Below are 20,541 nucleotides of genomic sequence, written 5' to 3' on the forward strand. Positions count from 1 at the left end.
CCCTCACCCCTGATTGCCAAGGAGCCCCTCTCATGTCCACAACCTTCCAACCCTCACGCTCGCGCCGCTGGCGCAGCATCGCCGGGGCCACGGCGGCCGTCGTCGCGCTGAGCGGCCTCGCGGCCTGCGGCAGCGACACCTCCGGGGGCGGCGTGGACACGGCGAACTTCCAGCTCGGCTGGTTCCCCAACGTCGAGGCGATGGGTCCGATCGTGGCCGACGACAAGGGCTACTTCGAGGACGAGGGCATCAACGTGTCCTTGCTGCCCGGCGGGCCAGAGGTCACGGCCGACGCCCAGATCGTCAGCGGCAACGCATTGATGGGCACGATGTCGAGCGAGGCCCTGGCGGACAGCGTGAAGGCCGGTGCGCCCCTCGTCGCTGTCGGTGCGATCTACCAGACCTCCTCGTCGGCCATCGTCACCCTTGCCGACAGCGGCATCACCGAGCCCAAGGACCTCGAGGGCAAGCGCTTCGGAGTGTCCCAGACCGACATGCGTGTGTACGAGCCCTTCTTCAAGCTGACCGGTGTCGACGCCGACAAGGTCGAGATGGTGTCCACCGGTTCTGATCCCGCTTCGTTGATGTCGGGAGAGGTCGACGCGATGTCGGGAACGCTGGCCAACCAGCCTATCGCCATCCAGGACCAGGGTGTCGACACGAACGAGATCCGGCTGGCCGACTACAGCTACAACCGTTGGAGCAACCTGCTGGTCGTGCGGCAGGATTCGCTGGAGGACCCCGAGGAACGGGCCGCTGTCCGTGCGCTTCTCGCCGCGGTCACCCGCGGCGTGCAGGATTCGGTCGAGAATCCGGACGCGGCGGCCCAGATCGTCGTCGACGAGTACGGCGAGCAGGTCGGTCTCGATCTCGACCAGCAGCGTGCCAGCGCCCAGGTCTGGGCCGACCTCGCCGAGGAGGGCACCGAGGATCAGGGTGTTGTCCGCCTCACCGAGGGCGGCGTCTCCGGCCAGCAGAAGTTCTTCGACTCGATCGGCCTCGAGGTGAACGCTGCTGACCTGTTCGACCTCTCCGTGCAGGCGGAGGAAAAGTGAGCGCCGGATTCGTCACTGAATCGGTCTCCAAGGTCTTCGAGACCTCCGAGCAGACCGTTACCGCCCTCGACGAGGTGACGTTGCGGGCGGACAAGGGGTCCTTCGTCGCGCTCATCGGCCCGTCCGGGTGCGGCAAGTCGACCTTGCTGCGCATGTTCGCGGGCCTCGATGTCGCGACAGGTGGACAGGTGTCGCTGCTGGGCAGGACGCCGGCGGAGGTGCAGCGCGAGCATGCGATCGGAGTCGCGTTCCAGGACTCCGCGCTCCTCCCGTGGCGTACTGTCGAGGCGAACATCGCCCTTCCGCTGCAGATCGCGGGCAAGAAGATCGACCACCGCGCCATCGCCGACCTCATCGCGCTGACAGGACTGACCGGATTCGAACGGGCGCGGCCGGCACAGCTGTCTGGCGGCATGCGCCAGCGGGTGGCCATCGCCCGCTCTCTCGTGCTCGAGCCCGACGTGCTTCTGCTCGACGAGCCCTTCGGTGCGCTCGACGACATGACGCGTCAGCAGATGAACATCGAGCTCCAGCGGATCTGGACCGAGCGCCCGACCACCACGCTCCTGGTCACCCACTCCCTGGACGAGGCAGCCTTCCTCAGCGACCGGGTCTTCGTCATGGCTGCCCGGCCGGGCCGGATCGTCGCCGAGCTCGACGTGCCCTTCGAACGTCCGCGTACGCCGGACATCCAGCAGGAGGAGCGGTTCCACCGCTTCACCGACCAGCTGTCGCGGTTGCTCTTCGACGCCAAGCGCTCCCGGGGCGCCGTGGCGCCGTCCGCGGAGGCCGAAGGCGGGTCGACGTCGTGAGTACGACGGCAACGGTGGCGCACCGGGCCGATCGCCGGGGCCTGAGCAGGGAACGGCGCCAATCGCTCGTACGGGCCGGTGTGGTCGGCGTATCGCTGCTCGGGGTCTGGCTCGCGCTCGCCACCGCCCTTCGCGGGCGGCACCTGATCCCCTACCCGGCGGACCTGCTGGCGCAGTTCGTCGACGACTGGTCGCTCATCGTCGCGAACGCCGGACCGACACTCGAGGTCGCGGCGCTGGGCTTCCTGATCGGTACGCTCGCTGTCCTGCCACTGGCGGCGGTGAGCGTGCTCGTGCCGACGCTGGAGCCAGTCGTGATCCGGGTGGCGGTGGCGATCCACGTGATCCCGTTCGTCGCGATCGCGCCGATCATCGTCATCACCTTCCAGGGGGAGGCGGCGCGGATCGCCATCGCCGCCCTGCAGGTCTACTTTCCGTTGTTGATCGGCGTGCTGCTCGGTCTGCACTCGGCCGATGACCGGGCACTGGACGTCGTGCGTGTCACGGGTGGACGGGAGCGGTCAGCGTTGCGCTTCGTCCGGGTGCCGTCAGCGCTGCCGAGCCTCATCGCGGGCCTGCAGATCGCGGTGCCGGCCGCCATCCTGGGTGCTCTCGTCGCCGAGTTCTTCGGCGCGCCCGAGGGGCTGGGTGTAGTCCTGGTCAACGCTCAGGACTCGCTGATGACCGACCGGGTGTGGGTCATCGCGGTGACGATCGGTGCGCTGGCCACGGTCGGCTACGTCGCCGTGGCGCTTCTGGCCAGGATCCTGGTGCCGTGGGCGGGGAAGGGCGCCATGTCCGGCACCTCCGTCGCCGGGGGCGCGACGGGCGACCTGTCTCGCCGGCAGGCGGTGCTCGGGATGGTCGTGTCGACGGGACTGCTGCTTGGCATGTGGTGGTCGCTACGACCGGTCTTCGGTCTCCAGCCGTTCTTCGTGAAGAGCCCCGGGGACGTCGTCGGGTTCCTGGTCGAGGGAAATCCGGCCACCGGTGCACCGGCCGGAGAGTTCTGGGACGCGTTCCTCACCGCCACCGGCCAGACCGCGGTGCACGCCGGGGTCGGCTTCGTCGTCGGAACCGTCGTCGCCGCTCTCGGTGCGGTCGTTCTCGTGGCCACGCCGGGCCTCGAGCGTGTCGTGATGCCGTTCGCGATCATGCTCCGCTCGGTTCCGCTGGTGGCGCTCACTCCGCTCATCGTGCTGCTGTTCGGGCGCGGACTGGTCGGAGTCACGGTGCTGGTCACGCTGGTCACGTTCTTCCCGACCTTGGTGACCGTCATCCTGGGGCTGCGGTCGGCTCCCGAGAATGCCATCGACGTGGTGCGCGCATCAGGCGGATCCGCGTTCGACGCCGCGGCGCGCGTGCAGGTCATGTACGCCGTGCCGGCGATCACCGCCGCGGCGCGCATCGCGGTGCCCGCGGCTGTGAGCGGCGCGATGCTCGCCGAGTGGCTGGCCACCGGAGACGGTCTGGGCAGCTTGATCACCCTCGCCGCCGTCAGTGCCGACTACCTCACGCTGTGGAGCGCCGGCGTCCTCGTCGTGGTGCTCGTGCTCCTGCTGTACGCCGCCATCAACTGGATCGACACGACCATCTCTCGTCGCCTCGGCATCGCGCTGTGAGCGCGCCCGCCCGACGACACGACACGGAAAGTCCCATGATCGAGCACGCCGACACCATCCTGCAGAACGTCCACCTCGTCACCTTCGACGACGACGCCACCGTGATCCCGGATGGGGCGGTCGCGATCTCCGACGGTGTGATCGTCGACCGTGGCCCCACCGCTGAGGTGTGTCAGCGGTGGACCACCGACAACCGCGTGTTCGGCGGTGGCCAGATCGCCATCCCCGGCCTGACGGATGCGCACTTCCACACCGCCCAGAGCCTGATGCGTGGCGTCCTCACGACGCTCCAGCGGACGCGGCGGCTGCGCGTACCGACCTGGCGCGAGTACTACCTGCCCTTCGAGGCCGCGCTGACCCCCGACGACGTACGCCTGTCCGGCGAGTTCGCCTACACGACGATGCTGCGCTCAGGCACCACCGCATTCTTCGAGGCGGGCGGCCCGCACCCGGAGAGCATGGCCGACGCCGCGATCGCCACCGGGATCCGCGGGATCGTGTCGCAGTCGACGATGGACGGCGGGTCGCGTATCCCTGAGTCCATGGTCATGACCACCGAAGAGGCGATCGCTCGGAACATCGCCGTCGCCGACGCCTATCCGGCCAGCCCGGACGGTTCGCGGCGGGTGACGGGTGCGATGTCGCTCCGCCAGATCATCACGTGCAGCACCGAGCTGATCACCACCGTGCACGAGGAGGCGACCCGCCGCGGGGTGAAGGTGCACACCCATCTGGTGGAGGGCACCTACGAGATCGACTATGCCCTCGAAAGGTTCGGGAAGCGGCCGATCGAGCACCTCATCGACCTCGGGGTGTTCGACCGCACGCTGCACTGCGCCCACTCGATCCTGGTGAGTGACCAGGAGATCGGCGAGTACGTGACGCGTGGTGCCTCCGCGTGTCACTGCGCCAAGGGCAACTACTCCATCGGCTCGGCTCCCGCGATGCGGATGTGGCGCCGCGGCGTCGACATCGGGACCGGTACCGATGGCGTCGCGACCCTGGGCACGCTCGACCTGTTCCGGATCGCGATGCTGACCCGGATCGGCCAGCAGCTCGTCGACGGTACACCCAACCACAACCGCAACAGCGTGCAGGCCGCTGAGCCGCTCGAGATGGCCGTAGTCGGCGGCGCGCGTTCTGTTGGTCTGGGCGATGTGACCGGCTCGCTCGTCGTCGGCAAGCGTGCGGACATCGTCCTTCTCTCGACGATGGGACCCGAGGCCGCTGGGTTCGCCTCGCCCGAGGCGTTCCTCTACGAGGCGGCCAGCGGCCGTGACGTGACCACTGTGTTCGTCGACGGCCAGAAGGTCGTCGCCGACGGCGAGGTGGTCACGATCGACGAGGCCGAGGTGAGGGCACGTGCGTCGGCCCGTCAGGCCGCGCTGCTCGGTGAGGTGGCCTGAGATGTCTGCCCGCCACGACCGCGACCCGGACGGCGCTCGGAGGCGGGGCGACGTCTTGGTGATCGGCAGCATCTCGGTCGACGTCTCGGTCTCGACCCCGCACCTGCCGAAGCCTGGCGAGACCGTCATCGGCGCCGGTGTCGAGATCGGGACAGGTGGCAAGGGTGCGAACCAGGCGGTCGCCGCAGCACGGTATGGCGCCCGGACACGCATCGCTGGCTGCGTCGGCGACGACGCCTTCGCCGAGCTGGCCCTGACCGAGCTCGGGGAGTCGGGGGTGGACGTCAGTGAGGTCCTCCGGCGGAACGGAGGGACCGGCCTGGCGCAGATCCGGACAGACGCGTCAGGCGAGAATGACATCGTCGTCGCTCCGCTGGCGAACGCCCTGGTGACCCGCGAGCAGGTCGACGAGGTCTTCTCACGCGTGGCCGGCGACACGGCCGTTCTCCTTGTCCAGCTCGAGATCCCGGTCGACGTGGCGTTGCATGCCATCCGGCGTGCCCACGACGCCGGTATCTGCGTCATCCTCGATCCCGCGCCGGCTTTCCCGCTCCCGGAGGAGATGTGGTCATCGATCGACATCGTGACCCCGAACGAGACCGAGGCGGCCGCGATCACCGGCGAGCCGGTCGACGACGCCGCCGGATCTGAGGCCGCGGCGGAATGGTTCGCCCGGAAGGGCGCCCGATCATCGATCATCACCCGCGCCGGCGGTGGAGCCACGCTGCTGACCGACGGTGTCACCATCGAGTACCCGCCGCATCAGGTGCGGGCCGTTGATTCCACGGCGGCCGGCGACGCCTTCGCAGGCGTGCTCGCCGCGTCGATCGCGCTCGGCATGCCACTGCCGCGCGCAGTCGAGGAGGCGATGCTGGCCGGTGCGCTGACCGTCACCCGACGAGGCGCGCTCCGGTCGATCCCGACCAAGCACACCATCGACGAGTTCGCCGCGGACCGAGAGGTTCGGTAGGGGTGATAAGGCCTCGGCTCGCCGGGACCACGGGGCGGATCGTAGTCGGCGGTCGCGGCTAGAGTCGGGTGGATGAGCGAAGCACCCTTCCTTGCTCCCGACGGCCAGACGCGTTGCGCGTGGGCCGGTGGGGCGCCGGAGTTCCTGGGCTACCACGACACCGAGTGGGGTTTCCCGGCCGGCGGTGACGTCCGGCTCTTCGAGAAGATCTGTTTGGAGGGGTTCCAGAGCGGCCTGTCGTGGCGCACCATCCTCAACAAGCGGCCCGCGTTCCGCGAGGTCTTCGAGGGGTTCGACTTCTACAAGGTGGCCGAGTTCGACGAGGGCGACGTCGAGCGGCTTCTGCTGGATGCCAGGATCATCCGCCACCGCGGCAAGATCGAGGCGGCGATCAACAATGCCAGGCGTGCGGTCGAGCTCGTCGAGGAGCGTGGGTCGCTGGCTGCGTACGTCTGGAGCTTCGAGCCGGAGCCGCTGAAGGTCCCGGAGGTGGTGGCGACCTCGCCTGCCTCGGTCAGCCTGTCCAAGGACCTCAAGAAGCGCGGCTGGAAGTTCGTCGGACCGACGACGATGTATGCCTTCATGCAGTCGATGGGGATCATCAACGACCACTCGCTCGACTGTGTGATCCGGGATCGGGTCGAGGACGAACGGGCGGCATTCGTCAGACCCTGACTTCGACGCGGGAGGACCAATGTGATTAGGCTGTCCTAACTAAGCATTGCCTAACCCGAGGGCGATGTCCCCAGCCTGTCGAAGGATGGTTCCCCAGTGATCCGTCGATCCGTACTCATCGCAGCGAGCGTCGTGCTCGCTGCCAGCGGCCTGGCTGCGTGCAGCACGGGCGCGACCGACTCCGCGGACAGCTCCGCGGACTCCGCATCGAAGGCCGACTCGGGCGCCTTCCCCGTCACCGTCGAGCACGCCTACGGCAGCACCGAGATCACCAAGGAGCCGACCAAGGTCGCCACCATCGGCTGGTCCGACCACGATGTCGCGCTCTCGCTGGGTGTCGTCCCGGTCGCTGCTCAGGCGATCACCTGGGGCGGCAACGACCAGCAGTCGACCGACTGGTTCGACGCCGAGCTGAAGGAGGTCGGCGGTGAGCAGCCGGTGCGCTACAACGCCGACACCAGCATCCCGTTCACCGAGATCAGCAAGGCGACCCCCGACCTGATCCTGGCCACCAACTCGGGCATCTCCGAGCAGGACTACAAGAAGCTCAACGAGATCGCCCCGACCGTCGCCTTCCCCGGTGACCCGTGGCTGACCTCCTGGCAGGACTCGCTGGAGATGATCGGCAAGGCCACGGGCCGAGTCACCCTGTCCGAGGAGGTCAAGAAGGAGACCGAGGACGCGATCGCCCAGGCCCAGAAGGACCACCCGCAGATCGTCGACGCCGAATACCTGGTCACCGGTGTCCAGGACAACTCCAAGCTCGGCACCATCGGCCTGTACGGCGCCGGCGACGCCCGCCCGCAGATGCTGACCCAGCTCGGGATGAAGCTCGCTCCGGTCGCCGACGAGCTCGTTCCGGCCGGCCAGTTCTACACCGACGTCTCTGCCGAGAAGGCTCCCGAGCTGGAGTCGGAGGTGCTGATCAACCTCGGCTACACCGAGGGCAGCTTCGAGGCCCTGCAGCAGGACAAGCTGCTCAGCCAGATCCCGGCGATCAAGAGTGGCCACTACCTCGACATCACCGACCAGCCGTTGTCCCTGACCTTCTCCGCCGCGAGCACCCTGTCGATCCCTTACTTCATCGACGAGCTCGTTCCCTCGATCGCCGAGGCGGTCGACGGCGGGAAGGTGAACGTCACCGCGGAGAAGTGACGGCTCCGTTGACCACCCCCACGCCCCTCGCCCCGGTCGCCCCGGCAGCGCCTGCTGCCGCGGTCGTCCGGGGTCGGACGCTTCCCGGGATCGGGCTGATCCTGGGGATGCTCGTCCTCGCTGCGGTCGTCTCGATCCTGCTCGGCTCCGAGTGGGTTCCGCCGACCGCACTGCTGGACGAAGGCAGCTTCGGGCACGCGATCCTGGAGAACCGGATCGCCCGTACGGCGACCGCCTTCGCTGTCGGCGGTGCGCTCGCGCTCGGCGGTGCTTGCCTGCAGGGGCTCACCCGCAACCCGCTGGCCGACCCCGGGCTGCTCGGCCTCAACGCGGGCGCGGCGTTCGCGGTCGTGGTGGCGCTCGTGTACGTCGGGGCCACCGGCCTGAACTCGCTGCTGTGGGCCGCCTTCATCGGTTCGGCGCTGGCCGCGATCCTCGTGCACGGCATCGCCGCGATCGGGCGCGACGGTGCGACCCCGGCCAAGCTGGTGCTCGCCGGTGCCGCGCTGACCGCGGCGCTGACCAGCTGGACCAGCGGCATCCTGCTGATCGACCACCAGGGGCTGGAGGTCTTCCGGCAGTGGCAGGTCGGCACCATCGGCAGCGACTGGGGAGACCTCGCCGTCTGTGCCCCGTTCCTCGTCGTGGGGGCCCTGCTGGCCCTGTTGAGCGCCCCCGTGCTGGACGCGCTCGCGCTCGGTGACGACCTCGCCAAGGGCCTCGGCCGCCGCACCGGTCTGGACCGAGTGGTCGTCGGTGTCGGGGTGGTCCTGCTCTGTGGCACCGCCACCGCTCTCGTCGGGCCGGTCGCCTTCGTGGGTCTGGTCGTCCCGCACGCCGTACGCGCCCTGGTCGGCCCCAGCTACACCTTGGTGCTGCCGCTCTCGATCGCCGCCGGCGCCGCGCTCACCGCCATCGCCGACGCGCTGGGCCGGGTGGTGCTGCCGCCCACCGAGGTGCAGGTCGGCATCATGACGGCCGTCGTCGGCGTACCTGCGTTCATCTGGTTCCTGCGGCGCGGACGGATGGCGGGCCTGTGAGCATCACCGCGCCTACCGAACCGACGCGGGCCGTCGACGTCGTACGCAAGGCCCGGCGTGCACCGCGACGGCACCACGCCTACGTCGTCGCCGTCCTGGCGGCGCTCCTGTTCGGAGCCTTCGTCGCTCGGGTGCTGCTCGGCGACTACATCATCACCGTGCCCGACTTCTTCCGGATCCTCGGCGGCGCCGAGATCCCCGGCGCCACCTTCCTGCTGATGTCCGAGAAGCTGCCGAGGGCGATCCTGGGGGTGCTGGTCGGCGTCGCGTTCGGCATCGCTGGCGCGGTCTTCCAGAGCACCCTGCGCAACCCGCTGGCCAGCCCTGACATCGTCGGCGTCTCGCTCGGCGCCAGCGCTTCGGCGGTCTTCGCGATCGTGGTGCTCGACCTCGAGGGCCTGGCCCTGAGCGTCGCCGCGATCCTGGGCGCGCTCGCGATCGCGGTGGCCGTCCGGCTCGTCGCCGGCTCCGACGGCAGCTACCGGCTCGTCCTCGTCGGCGTCACCGCCGCGGCCGCGATGACCGCCGTCGTCCACTATCTCTTCACCCGTGCCAACGAGTTCGACGCGCTGCTCGTGCTGCGCTGGCTCACCGGCGCGCTCAACGGCGTCACCTGGCCGACCATCTGGATCCTGCTCGGCTTCCTCGTCGTGCTCATCCCGGCGCTGGCCTGGATCTCCCGCTCTGCTCAGGCCCTTCAGCTCGGCCCGGACGTGGCCACCGGCCTGGGCGTCAGCCGGCGGCGTACGGACCTGCTGCTCCTGCTCGCGGTCCTGCTCACCGCTCTCGGCGTCGCCGCCGCCGGGCCGGTCGCCTTCGTCGCGTTCGTGGCCGGACCGATCTCGCGGGCGCTCAACGGCGGGCGTACGACCCTGGTCGGCGCTGCGCTGGTCGGCGCGATCGTGATGGTGGCGGGCGACTACATCGCCGACTATGCGGTCCCCGGCGTCTCCTTCCCGGTAGGCGTCGTCACCGGTGCGTTCGGGGCGCCGTTCCTACTGTGGTTGCTCACAAGGGCGCGCCGATGACCCGGGCCCTGCTGCGCGACGCGCTGGACGGGCGCTGGCGGCGTTGCCACCGCTCGACGGACAACCCCGGTCCGCCTTCGCGGCGGCGCCTTGCCATCACCCGCCCATCGCGCCGCTCGCGACGGGCCCGAGTCATCGGCGCGCCCTGCGGCCGAGCTGGAAGGAAGGCTTGATGAGACTCGCTGCGGAGAGTGTGAGCCTCGGTTACGGTGCGGACCCGGTCGTCGACCAGGTCTCGCTGGAGATCCCCGACGGCCTCACCACGGTGATCGTCGGCGCCAACGGCTGCGGAAAGTCGACCCTGCTGCGCGGGATGGCACGGCTGCTGAAGCCGATCTCCGGGCAGGTCGTGCTCGACGGCAAGGCGGTCCACAAGCAGCCCACGAAGACGGTCGCCAAGACGCTCGGCCTGATGCCGCAGTCGCCGATCGCGCCGGAGGGGATCACCGTCGTCGACCTGGTCGGCCGAGGACGCCAGCCTCACCGCGGCGCGCTGCAGCGCTGGTCTGCCGAGGACGATGCGGCAGTCGCGGAAGCGCTCGAGCTGACCGACACCCTCGGTCTCGCCGACCGGGTCGTCGACGAGCTCTCCGGCGGCCAGCGGCAGCGGGTCTGGGTCGCGATGGCACTGGCCCAGCAGACCGACCTGCTGCTCCTCGACGAGCCGACCACCTTCCTCGACGTCGCCCACCAGATCGACCTGCTCGACCTGCTTCACGGTCTGCGCGAGACCCGAGGGACCACCGTCGTGATGGTGCTCCACGACCTCAACCTGGCCGCGCGCTACGCCGACCACCTGATCGCGATGAGCGGCGGCAAGATCGCCGCCACGGGCCGCCCGGCGGACGTAGTGACCGCCGCCCGCGTCGAGGAGGTATTCGGCCTCGAGGCGCAGATCATCCACGACCCCGTCTCGGGCACACCGCTGGTCGTACCCATCGGCCGCCACCACCGACCTTCCGCTCACCCCCACGCACAAGGAGCCTGACATGCCCATCCTCGCCCGCGTCACAGTGCGCTCCATCGAGCGCCTCTCCCCGTCGTTCGCCCGGATCGAGCTGGTCGGCGACGACCTGGCCGACTTCGGCAACGACGGGCCCAGCCTCGATCAGCGCATCAAGCTGCTCTTCCCGGCCTCCCCGGGCGTCCTGCCCGAGCTCTCGGCCGACGACTGGTACACCGACTGGCTCGCCCTCCCGGACGACGAGCGCCCGCGGATGCGCACCTACACGATCCGGTCGATCGCGGGGGAAGGCATCGAGAAGCGCTTGTACGTCGACTTCGTGCTGCACCCCGGGGCGCACGGTCCAGGCTCCGACTGGGCCGGTGCAGCCCAGCCGGGTGACGAGCTCATGGTCATCGGCCCGAAGCTCAGCGAGGAGTACGGCGGCATCGAGTGGCTTCCCGGTGACGCCACCCGGCTGCTTCTCGTCGGCGACGAGACTGCCGTGCCGGCGATCGTCTCGATCATCGAGTCCTTGCCGGCGGATGCCACCGGATCGGTGTTCCTCGAGGTGCCGGTCGCTGAGGACGTACAGGCTGTGTCTGCTCCTGACGGGCTGAAGATCAGCTGGCTGCCGCGCGATGGCGCGCCCGTGGGTGGACCTGTGCTCGCCGCTGTCGGCGGGCTGCTGGGCTTCGAGGCGACGCCCGAGGACGTGACCTCGGTCGAGGTCGAGGATCCGGACCTGTGGGAGACCCCGATCTACTCGTCCTCCGGCGAGGAGGTCGCGACGGAAACCCGGTCCGCCGATGCGACCGGGAACGGCGAGGACGGGCGCTACGCCTGGATCGCCGGGGAGTCGCGGATGGTCACGGCGCTGCGTCGTCATCTGGTCAACGAGCTCGAGATGCCGCGCAAGCAGGTCGCTTTCATGGGCTACTGGCGAGAAGGCGTGTCGATGAAGGGCTGACCCAGCGCGGTCCTGGGCCGGACTCGGGGTTAAGTTTGTTGCGACCAAAAACTAGAAGGGTCGTGGAATGCACACAGGCATCCTGGCCGCGGACACCCTGATCCAGGCCAACGCGGTCGACTATCTCCTGATCGCCATCTACTTCGCATTCGTTCTCGGAATCGGCTTCCTGGCCAGCCGTGGAATGTCGAGCTCGGTGGACTTCTTCCTGTCCGGCCGGTCGTTGCCCGCATGGGTCACAGGCCTCGCCTTCATCTCGGCGAACCTCGGCGCCGTCGAGATCATGGGGATGTCGGCGACGGGCGCACAGCTCGGACTACCCACCGTCCACTATTTCTGGATCGGCGCCGTTCCCGCGATGCTCTTCCTGGGCGTCGTGATGATGCCCTTCTACTACGGCTCGAAGGTGCGCTCGGTCCCCGAGTTCATGAAGCGCCGTTTCGGCACCGGGGCCCACCTGGTCAACGCGATCTCGTTCGCGGTCGCGCAGCTGCTGATCGCGGGTATCAACCTCTACCTGCTCGGCTCCATCGTGCACGCGCTGCTGGGCTGGCCGCTGTGGGTCGCACTGATCGTGGCCGCGCTGATCGTGCTGTCCTACATCACCCTCGGTGGTCTGAAGGCGGCGATCTACAACGAGGTGCTGCAGTTCTTCGTGATCGTGGCCGCCCTGCTGCCGCTGACCATCCTCGGCCTCTACAACGTCGGGGGCTGGGACGGTCTGGCCTCGAAGATCGAGGGGGCCGCGGCTGCCAACCCCGACACCGTCGCGCCAGCCGCCGACCAGCTCAACTCCTGGCCCGGCGCCGCGCTGACCGGCTTCTCCTCCGACATCCTCTCGGTGGTCGGCATCGTGTTCGGTCTCGGGTTCGTGCTCTCGTTCGGCTACTGGACGACCAACTTCGTCGAGGTCCAGCGGGCGATGGCCGCCGACTCGATCAGCGCCGCGCGCAAGACACCGATCATCGGCGCCTTCCCGAAGATGTTCGTCCCGTTCATCACGATCCTGCCGGGCATGATCGCGGCGGTCCTGGTGACCGAGCTGGCCGACTTCAAGGCCTCCGGAGGAGAGGCGCAGATCGCGGGAGGTGCGGGCGGCAACGTGACGTACAACGACTCGCTGCTCCTCCTGATGAGGGATCTGCTGCCCAACGGTCTCCTCGGCCTGGCGCTCGCCGGTCTGCTGGCGGCGTTCATGGCCGGGATGGCGGCCAACGTGTCCGCCTTCAACACGGTGGTGTCTTTCGACCTCATCCAGGAATACATCATCAAGGACCGGCCGGACGAGTTCTACGTCAGGCTGGGCCGCTGGGCCACCGTCTCGGCGACCGCCATCGCGATCTTCACCGCTGCGCTCGCGTCCAACTTCTCCAACATCATGGACTACCTGCAGACCCTGTTCGGGTTCTTCAACGCGCCGCTGTTCGCGACGTTCATCCTGGGTATGTTCTGGAAACGGATGACCGCGACCGCCGGTTGGACCGGTCTGGTCTCCGGCACCTTGGCCGCGGTGCTCGTCGGCATTCTCTCCGAGGGCACGCTCGGCGGGCTGTCCGTGGGTGTCCTGCCGCTCTCCGGCCAGGGGGCGTCGTTCGTGGCTGCCGGTGCGGCCTTCGTCGTCGACATCGTCGTCAGCGTGATCGTCTCGCTGGTGACCAAGCCGAAGCCGGAAGGCTCCTTGAAGGGTCTGGTCTACTCGGAGACCCCGAAGGAGGACCTGGTCGACGCCGAGAACGCCGGCCGCCCGTGGTACGCACGGCCGGTGCCGCTCGCCGGTGTCGCGCTGGTCATGGTCATCATCTTGAACGTGATCTTCTGAGGAGGCTGAGATGTCCACCGAATCCAACCAGGCTGAACCCGACCAGACCAAGGTCAACAAGGGCCTTCTCGGCACGCTGCTGTCGCTCTTCGACATCCGCAACGTGATCGGGGCCCTGCTCTCGATCTACGGCGTCATCCTGCTGCTGATGGGCCTATTCGGCGACCCGGAGGTCGAGAAGACCGGCGGGCCCAACGCCAATCTCTGGGCGGGCATCGTCCTGCTCGCCATCGGGGCGATCTTCATCGCCTGGGGTGTGCTCCGGCCGGTCGTGCCGGACGCGCCTCACCCCGGTGAGAAGGAGTAGGTCGGATCACAGACCGACGAGGGTGACGTCACCGCTCACCGTGGTGGTGCGGAGCTCGACATAGGGTTCACCCGCGGCCGGTGCGCCAGCGCTCTGGACAGTGCTGCTGCACCGGCCGGTCACGGTGTTGATGTCGGTCCACACCGGGGTGCCGTTCGGGATCCCGATGCGTACGTCGGAGGAGGCTCCCTTCACCGAGATCCGCCCGGCGCTGACCGAGTGGATCGCGAAGTCGCCCGCGCCGGTCGAGTGGCTCACATCGCCCTCGACCTCGTCGATCTCCACCGTGCCGGAGCCGGTCTTGGTGTGCAGGTCGTGGGCCGTACCGATCCGGATGTCACCGGATCCGGACTTGATCGAGGCACGCCCGTGGAGGGCGTCTGCCTCGACGTCTCCCGAGCCGGTCTCGACCTGGAGCTCCTCGAGGACCCGGTCGATGCGTACGTCGCCGGAACCGGTCTGGATCCACGCAGCCCGGACAACGCCTTGGGTGGCGATGTCGGCGGTCCCGGTGCGGGCTCGCAGCTGGCTGTGCGACGGAGCCGTGATGGTGATGTCGTAGTGACGCGAGCGGTTGAACGGGCCCCTGCGCGGGTCGATGACATTGATCGTGTCACCGCTCTGCTCGACGACCAGACTCTCGGCATCGTCGCCGTCGATCTCGACGATCGTCTCGTCGGTGTCGGTCGTCTGGACCTCGAGGTTGCCCTTGTCGAACTCGACGAAGAGCTTGGCCGGGGCGGTGGACATGAAGGTGTACGTGCTCATGATGGTTCTCCTCAGGGTGTGCTGGTCTACCGGACCGGCCGGGTGGCCGTCCGTTGTCGTACCTCTGCTGTGCGCCTAGGTCAGAGCCAGCCGGTCATCCGGCGGTCGGACCTGCCGCGGTTGCCGCCGCGGAAGGGATCGAGGCTGCTCATCGCCTCGTTGACGATGTGGGGGATCGCGGAGAGGTCGACATCGACGTTGACCGCGTTCTCCCGGGTCGCCGCGCGCACCGCGCCGACGAGCCAGGTGTTGAGCGACTGACCGGCCTCGGCCGCCGCCTCCTCCGCCTTCGCCTTGAGCGACTCCGGGATGCGGAGCGTCACTCGGGAGAGGGTGTCGTCGCCCTCCGGCTCGGGCGGGGTCGGAGGAGTCGGAGGGGTCGGGGGAGTGGGTGGTGTCGGAGGTGTCGGGGCGACCGGTGCGGCGAGCTCGGGAAGCGTGACCCCGAACTCCAGGTCACGCCCTCGCAGACGTACGTCGACATTGCCTGCCGGCAGCTCTGCGGTGATCTCCGCCGCCGCCTGGCTCACCGCCTCCATCACCGCCAGTCGCGCGGCCGGGTCGAGTGCGTAGGTGAGCCGCTCCGCAGTCTCCCGCGCCTCCGGCCCTGATGCCTCGGCCGCGGCCAGCAGGTCCCGTCGCAGGCTGTCGATATACGGCGTGATGTCCATACGCACCACTATGACATCATCATGACGTCAGCACAACTCCAATTTGACATCACGTGACGTCAAGCCCTCGCCGAGGCGTCACTCCGGTCGGCCGAGACGTCACTCGCGTCGGCCGAGAGGGCACGTTGGTGCCATCTCGGCCGACGCGAGTGACGCCTCGGCGAAATGACGATGACACCTTGTGAATCGCTCACAAGGTGTCATCGGCTGGTGATGGATCAGAGGTCGAAGAGCGACCCTGTCTCGTGGATGTCGACGTCGGTACGCGGCGTGTGAGCCTCTCCGCTGGCGGCCGGTGCCTGCTTCGGCTCCGGCGCCTTCTCGGGCTCCGGCTCGCGCTCGGGCTCGGCCGGCGTCTCCACCTCGACCGCCGCTTCTTCGGCAGGCGCTGTAGGTGCCTCGTCGACAACGGTCTCCGGGGCAGTCTCGGCCACAGGAGCGGCCTCGGTCGAGGTAGGAGCGGCCGGGGCGGCAGCGGCGACCGTGCCCTCCGGTGCCTCGATGTCGAAGAGCGAACCGAGGTTGTCGAAGTCGACGTCGGACTTCGGCTCCGAGGTCACTCCCGAACCTGCCGCAGGTTCGGCGGGTGCAGCAGGCGCAGCGGGTGCGGCAGGGGTCTCCGTCGGGGTCTCGGCCGGAGTCGAAGCCTCGACCGGAGCCGCAGGCGCGGGCTCGCTGGCCGGGATGTCGAAGAGCGAGCCGCCTCCGCCGAGGTCGACAGCAGGCTCCTCGGCCGGTGCCGGCGCTGCCGGCGCGGCCTTCGCCTCGGGTGCGGCTGCAGGCTCCGCCTCCTGAGCAGGTACGTCGAAGAGCGACCCACCCGTCCCGAGATCGGCAGCAGGCTCCTCAGCAGGCTTCTCCTCGGCAGGTGCCTCCGCAGGAGTGTCGAAGAGCGACGAGCTGTCGTCGAACAGCGAGCCACCGGAGGCGGGCTTCTCCGGCTCGGCGGCCGGAGCGGGGGTGTCGAAGAGCGATCCGCCACCCGACGTACCGCCCGAGGCCGGCTCGGCCGGGGCAGGGGTGTCGAAGAGCGAGGACGCATCGGCCGGAGTCTTCGGGGTCTCGGCGGCCTCGGCGGGGGAGTCGAAGAGCGACGAGCCCGCGGCAGCGGTCGCAGCACCGGCAGCCGGAGCGGCCTCCTCGACGGCCGGAGCAGCCTTCGCGGTCGCACCGACCTTCGCGCCCTCGCCCGGGGCCAGCTTGGTCGCCTGCTCGCCCTTCACGGACGCGAGCAGCATCTGCGCGACGTCGAGCACCTCGACTTCTTCGCGCGCGGCACCGTTGGCCTGAGCCTTGGTCAGGCCGTCGGAGAGCATGACGCGGCAGAACGGGCAGCCGACGGCGATCTGGTCGGCACCGGTGGCGACGGCCTCGTCGGTGCGGTTCTCGTTGATCCGCGACCCGATCTTCTCTTCCATCCACATCCGGGCACCACCGGCACCGCAGCAGAAGGAGCGCTCGGAGTTGCGGGGCATCTCCTTGAAGTCCGCGCCCGGCATGATCTGAAGCAGCTCGCGCGGCGGCTCGTAGACGCCGTTGTGGCGACCGATGTAGCACGGGTCGTGATAGGTGATCGAGCGCTTGTGGGCGCCGGCGCCGTCCGCGACCGGAGTCAGCTTGCCCTCGCGTACGAGACGGTTGAGCAGCTGGGTGTGGTGGACCACCTCGAGCTCGATGCCGAACTCCTTGTACTCGTTCTTCAACGTGTTGAAGCAGTGAGCACAGGTGGTGACGGCCTTCTTGACCTTGAACTCCTTGAACGTCTCGACGTTCTGCTGAGCCAGGCCCTGGAAGACGAACTCGTTGCCGGCGCGGCGGGCGGAGTCACCGGTGCAGGTCTCGCCGTTGCCGAGTACGCCGAAGGAGACGCCGGCCATGTCGAGCAGCTCGGCCACGGCGCGGGTGGTCTTCTTGGCCCGGTCCTCGTAGGCGCCGGCGCAGCCGACCCAGAACAGCCAGTCGACCTCCTCGAGCGACTCGATGTCCTTGCCGACCTCCTTGACGTCGAAGGGCAGGTCCTTGGCCCAGTCCATGCGCGCGTTGGCGTTCATGTTCCAGGGGTTGCCCTTGCCCTCGAGGCCCTTGAAGAGACCGTTGAGCTCGGAGGGGAAGTTGGACTCGACGAGCACCTGGTAGCGGCGCATGTCCATGATGTGGTCGACGTGCTCGATGTCGACGGGGCACTGCTGGACGCAGGCACCGCAGGAGGTGCACGACCAGAGCACGTCCTCGTCGATGACGAAGCCGCCGTCCTCGGGGTTGTAGAACCAGTCGAGCACCTCGGCGTTGCCCTCGGCGCCTTCCGGCGCGCCGTCGGCCTTGCCGATGAGGGGCTTCTCCTTGAGGTCGCCGTCAGCGGCCGCGGCGTACGCGTGCTCGCGCAGGCCCATCATCAGCAGCTTGGGCGACAGCGGCTTCTCGGTGTTCCAGGCAGGGCACTGCGACTGGCAGCGACCGCACTCCGTGCAGGTGGTGAAGTCGAGGATGCCCTTCCAGGAGAAGTCCTGGATCGAGCCGACGCCGAGGATCGCGTCCTCGGGGATGCGGTCCTCCTCGACGTCCTCGAGGGTTACCGGCTTGCCGTCGATGAGCATCGGCTTGATCGCGCCGAGCGCAGTGCCGAGCGGGCGGGCTCCCTCGGTGTCGGACGTACGCGAACCCGGCTCGCGCTTGAACCAGATGTTGAACCAGGCGGTGAAGCGGTGCCAGGCGACACCCATCGTCAGGTGGGTGGAGACGACGGCGAGCCAGATCAGCGCGGTGATGATCTTGAACGCGGCGATCGCGTAGATGATGTTCTCGAGCGTGGGGATCGCGTCGGCGCCGGTGGGGTAGAGGGCGCCGAAGAACTGCGAGATCGGGAAGTGGAACGCGGTGGCGTGCTCGGCGACCTCGCCGCCGTGGGCCTTGGCCAGGTTGTACTCCGCGCCGCGGATGAAGAGGATCGCCGCGCTCTCCACGAGCACCATCGCCTCGACGAAGAACGCCTGCCACTGGGTGGAGCCGTAGAACCGGGTCTCGCGCCCCATCTTCGCGGGCTGATGGGTCAGCCGGTAGATGATCAGCGGGATGATGCCCAGAGCGCCCAGCAGGCCGAGAACCTCGGCGATCCACTCGTACGCGAAGAGCTTGCCGATCACCGGCAGCGTCCACTCCGGGTCGAAGAGCTGGAAGTAGGCCGCGCCGACCGCGGTGGACAGGACGATGAACGCCGCGAAGGCGAACCAGTGCAGGATCCCGACCCAGGTCCACTGCAGCATGCGCGTGTGGAGGACGGTCTCCTTCAGCATCGTCAGGGTGCGGGCCAGCGGCTGGTCGACGCGGCTGATCGGCGTACCGATCTTGATGACCGCGAGCATCGACCGGACCGCCTTGATCACCAGATAGGCGGTGGCCACCGTTGCCGCAAGACACACGACGATGGCGATGATCTGCAACATGCCTAGGCGCTCCTCATCAGCGGGCAGGACTGCCGGAATGCAACCGAGCCTAGTGCTTGTCCTCGGTTCGGTCGCGTAAGGGTAGGTTGATACTACCCACGGGTAACTTACATGTGAAGAAACGGCCCACGACCTGGTCAGGTCGCGGGCCGTTTCTTAGGAGAGCCTTAGTGGTTCAAGGCGTCACTTGCTGGAGTTCACCTTGAACTTCGCGTGGCCGATGTTGACGACCGTCTTGGTGCCCTCGGTCGCATCGAGGAGCGTCAGCCGCAGGGCGACGACCTCGACCAGGTTCTTGCTGCGCTCGACGACGACCTTGGTCTCGATCTTGGCCAGGCCGGGGATGTCGACGCGGGAGAGCGCCGACTCGAGCTGGGCGAGGGAGACCTTCTGCTTGCCGATGTAGATGTCGCCGAACTTCGTGCCCGAGATGGAGGCAGTCGAGCCCTTGCCCTTGACGTACTTCACGTTCGCCTGGGCGCGGATGGCCTCGATGCGGATGGCGCCGTTGCCGATGTTGACGTTGGCGACCTCACCGAAGGTGTAGCCCTCGGCGGTGGTCTTGGTCTGGTTCGAGCGCTGGCCGCTCGTGAGGCCCTTGACGTCCAGGATGTTGCCGACCTCGCCCAGCGGGACGTGGCCGATGGACTTGGTCTTCAGCTTGCCCTTGGTGCCGGCGCAGCCGGCGTTGGTCAGCGGGTTCTTGCCGACCTTGACGACACCGCCGAGAGCGGACGCGTCGACGGAGTTGGAGAAGCCGTTGAAGACCGCGGAGAAGGCCTGGCCGTTGATCTCCGCGCGGGAGCGACCGACGATGACCTCGGAGTCGGTGCCGTGAAGCTTGATCCAGATGCCGTTGGCGTAGGAGTACGCGCCGTCGGCGTTGGTGCGCTCGACGGTGTTGCCGAGGCCGATGGTGGCGATGCCCGGGATCACGAGCGGGCGGTCGCTGCCGGGGATCGGGAGGTCGATCGTCCGGCCGGGTCCGGCCGGGTCGAGGACGATGTGGGCGATCTTGGCCTTCGAGTCGGCCTTGTAGCCCTTGCCGTCCCACCAAGCCTGGGAGACCGAGCTGAGACCCTCGACGGTGACCTTGCCCAGCGGGTTCTTGTCGAGCACGACATCGGCGATCTTGTGCTCCGAGATCGACTTGACCGTCGAGCCGGACTTGATCGTCCGCTGCTTGGTCGTGGTGGCGCCGATCGTGCCGAGGCCGGGCACCTTCGCGCCGGCGGTGTTGTTGCTGACGTCGTGACCAGCCTTACGGGTGCACCCGATGGTCTGGTATCCGAGGTCACCCGAGTTGGCAGGCAGGCTCCCACCTGTGACACGGGTGCCGAAACCGCTGGCGAACATCCCGAAGTCGGTGTTCGTCAGAGCGGCCTGTGAGGGCGCCGGCACAGCCAGGATGGCGCCGACAACGGCGACAGAGGCTGCGGACAGCGCGAGCGTACGCATGCTTCGCATTGTTGGTTGGACTCCGATTCTGCGGTGGGGATCCCCCAAGATCCCCGCTACGGGGCCGTGCCACCTGCCAGATCCGGGGGAACCTGGCGCACTCCCGAGTTATGGGGTGGCACGTTGCTCAAACGAGGGAAAACCGTGGAAGTTATCGGGACAGAGGTCCTTTTTCGGAATGGCCCGTCCTGACTATCAACACGCCACCCACACCTACGTAAACGGGCCGTGACCTCGGCTGAGGTCACGGCCCGTTTCGGGGATCGGGCGGGTTACGGCGTCAGATCGATCTTGATGCCGGTGAGTGTGTCGACCACGCCCGTCACGGTGTCGAGCACCGGCGCCACCACGTTCTTGGTGAGCGTCGGTCGATCCGGCTCGGGGGCAGGCTCGGGCTCGGGT

At 68.4% G+C, this 20,541-nt stretch carries 17 protein-coding genes; 13 read left to right on the forward strand and 4 right to left on the reverse strand.

Features of this window, described 5'->3' with window-relative positions; all coding sequences use genetic code 11:
• The first annotated feature begins 32 nt into the window (after positions 1-32).
• The 13 genes from IEY84_RS12490 to IEY84_RS12550 all read left to right on the forward strand — a co-directional run bounded on the left by IEY84_RS12490 (position 33) and on the right by IEY84_RS12550 (position 13,802).
• Positions 33-1,055 (forward strand): ABC transporter substrate-binding protein, encoded by a 1,023-nt coding sequence (locus IEY84_RS12490; protein ID WP_183547759.1) that lies wholly within the window; start codon positions 33-35, stop codon positions 1,053-1,055.
• Positions 1,052-1,867: an ABC transporter ATP-binding protein gene (locus tag IEY84_RS12495; protein WP_183547763.1), complete on the forward strand. Its 816-nt coding sequence runs from the start codon at positions 1,052-1,054 to the stop codon at positions 1,865-1,867. The genes IEY84_RS12490 and IEY84_RS12495 overlap by 4 nt, the downstream gene beginning before the upstream one ends.
• A complete protein-coding gene (locus IEY84_RS12500) occupies positions 1,864-3,489 on the forward strand; it encodes an ABC transporter permease (RefSeq protein ID WP_183547766.1) in 1,626 nt (541 codons plus the stop codon). Before IEY84_RS12495 ends, IEY84_RS12500 begins: the two co-directional genes overlap by 4 nt.
• A 35-nt stretch (positions 3,490-3,524) precedes the next feature.
• Positions 3,525-4,895, forward strand: coding sequence for an amidohydrolase family protein (locus tag IEY84_RS12505; RefSeq protein WP_183547778.1), 1,371 nt, complete (start codon positions 3,525-3,527; stop codon positions 4,893-4,895).
• 1 nt (position 4,896) lies between these two features.
• Positions 4,897-5,865, forward strand: a complete 969-nt coding sequence (locus IEY84_RS12510) for a ribokinase (protein ID WP_183547780.1) — start codon at positions 4,897-4,899, stop codon at positions 5,863-5,865.
• Between the two features lie 72 nt (positions 5,866-5,937).
• Complete coding sequence (locus IEY84_RS12515) at positions 5,938-6,540, forward strand: DNA-3-methyladenine glycosylase I (protein WP_183547781.1); 603 nt, start codon at positions 5,938-5,940, stop codon at positions 6,538-6,540.
• A 96-nt stretch (positions 6,541-6,636) separates the two neighbouring features.
• Entirely contained in the window at positions 6,637-7,695 is a 1,059-nt protein-coding gene (locus tag IEY84_RS12520; RefSeq protein ID WP_183547783.1) for an ABC transporter substrate-binding protein, read from the forward strand.
• 8 nt (positions 7,696-7,703) lie between these two features.
• Complete coding sequence (locus IEY84_RS12525; RefSeq protein WP_229788618.1) at positions 7,704-8,735, forward strand: FecCD family ABC transporter permease; 1,032 nt, start codon at positions 7,704-7,706, stop codon at positions 8,733-8,735.
• On the forward strand, positions 8,732-9,763 hold the full coding sequence (locus tag IEY84_RS12530) for a FecCD family ABC transporter permease (protein ID WP_229788619.1): 1,032 nt from the start codon (positions 8,732-8,734) through the stop codon (positions 9,761-9,763). The genes IEY84_RS12525 and IEY84_RS12530 overlap by 4 nt, the downstream gene beginning before the upstream one ends.
• Positions 9,764-9,935: 172 nt before the next feature.
• Complete coding sequence (locus IEY84_RS12535; protein ID WP_275944484.1) at positions 9,936-10,751, forward strand: ABC transporter ATP-binding protein; 816 nt, start codon at positions 9,936-9,938, stop codon at positions 10,749-10,751.
• Position 10,752: 1 nt separating this feature from the next.
• A complete protein-coding gene (locus tag IEY84_RS12540) occupies positions 10,753-11,676 on the forward strand; it encodes a siderophore-interacting protein (protein ID WP_183547788.1) in 924 nt (307 codons plus the stop codon).
• A gap of 82 nt (positions 11,677-11,758) precedes the next feature.
• A complete protein-coding gene (locus IEY84_RS12545) occupies positions 11,759-13,495 on the forward strand; it encodes a sodium:solute symporter family protein (protein WP_221209046.1) in 1,737 nt (578 codons plus the stop codon).
• A gap of 10 nt (positions 13,496-13,505) precedes the next feature.
• A complete protein-coding gene (locus IEY84_RS12550) occupies positions 13,506-13,802 on the forward strand; it encodes a hypothetical protein (protein ID WP_221209063.1) in 297 nt (98 codons plus the stop codon).
• 6 nt (positions 13,803-13,808) lie between these two features.
• On the opposite strand, the gene IEY84_RS12555 is transcribed toward IEY84_RS12550, so the two are convergent.
• The 4 genes from IEY84_RS12555 to IEY84_RS12570 all read right to left on the reverse strand — a co-directional run bounded on the left by IEY84_RS12555 (position 13,809) and on the right by IEY84_RS12570 (position 20,139).
• The gene (locus IEY84_RS12555) at positions 13,809-14,570 is read right to left on the reverse strand and encodes a DUF4097 family beta strand repeat-containing protein (protein ID WP_183547791.1); all 762 of its coding nucleotides are present in this window, start codon (positions 14,568-14,570) and stop codon (positions 13,809-13,811) included.
• 80 nt (positions 14,571-14,650) lie between these two features.
• Positions 14,651-15,241 (reverse strand): toxin-antitoxin system HicB family antitoxin, encoded by a 591-nt coding sequence (locus tag IEY84_RS12560; RefSeq protein WP_183547793.1) that lies wholly within the window; start codon positions 15,239-15,241, stop codon positions 14,651-14,653.
• A 218-nt stretch (positions 15,242-15,459) separates the two neighbouring features.
• Entirely contained in the window at positions 15,460-18,681 is a 3,222-nt protein-coding gene (locus IEY84_RS12565; RefSeq protein ID WP_183547796.1) for a (Fe-S)-binding protein, read from the reverse strand.
• A 183-nt stretch (positions 18,682-18,864) separates the two neighbouring features.
• Positions 18,865-20,139 carry a choice-of-anchor P family protein gene (locus IEY84_RS12570; RefSeq protein WP_183547797.1) on the reverse strand — a complete coding sequence of 425 codons (1,275 nt, stop codon included), beginning with the start codon at positions 20,137-20,139 and terminating at the stop codon, positions 18,865-18,867.
• Between the last annotated feature and the right edge of the window lie 402 nt (positions 20,140-20,541).

The sequence above is a fragment of the Nocardioides albus genome, assembly GCF_014648255.1.
Classification (GTDB): domain Bacteria; phylum Actinomycetota; class Actinomycetes; order Propionibacteriales; family Nocardioidaceae; genus Nocardioides; species Nocardioides albus.

Bases quoted from the DNA above. Each gene is read 5' to 3' on its own strand.
- IEY84_RS12490 (WP_183547759.1), top strand. From the start codon at position 33: ATGTCCACAACCTTCCAACCCTCACGCTCGCGCCGCTGGCGCAGCATC.
- IEY84_RS12505 (WP_183547778.1), top strand. From the start codon at position 3,525: ATGATCGAGCACGCCGACACCATCCTGCAGAACGTCCACCTCGTCACC.
- IEY84_RS12510 (WP_183547780.1), top strand. From the start codon at position 4,897: ATGTCTGCCCGCCACGACCGCGACCCGGACGGCGCTCGGAGGCGGGGC.
- IEY84_RS12515 (WP_183547781.1), top strand. From the start codon at position 5,938: ATGAGCGAAGCACCCTTCCTTGCTCCCGACGGCCAGACGCGTTGCGCG.
- IEY84_RS12535 (WP_275944484.1), top strand. From the start codon at position 9,936: ATGAGACTCGCTGCGGAGAGTGTGAGCCTCGGTTACGGTGCGGACCCG.
- IEY84_RS12540 (WP_183547788.1), top strand. From the start codon at position 10,753: ATGCCCATCCTCGCCCGCGTCACAGTGCGCTCCATCGAGCGCCTCTCC.
- IEY84_RS12550 (WP_221209063.1), top strand. From the start codon at position 13,506: ATGTCCACCGAATCCAACCAGGCTGAACCCGACCAGACCAAGGTCAAC.
- IEY84_RS12555 (WP_183547791.1), bottom strand. From the start codon at position 14,570: ATGAGCACGTACACCTTCATGTCCACCGCCCCGGCCAAGCTCTTCGTC.
- IEY84_RS12560 (WP_183547793.1), bottom strand. From the start codon at position 15,241: ATGGACATCACGCCGTATATCGACAGCCTGCGACGGGACCTGCTGGCC.
- IEY84_RS12565 (WP_183547796.1), bottom strand. From the start codon at position 18,681: ATGTTGCAGATCATCGCCATCGTCGTGTGTCTTGCGGCAACGGTGGCC.
- IEY84_RS12570 (WP_183547797.1), bottom strand. From the start codon at position 20,139: ATGCGTACGCTCGCGCTGTCCGCAGCCTCTGTCGCCGTTGTCGGCGCC.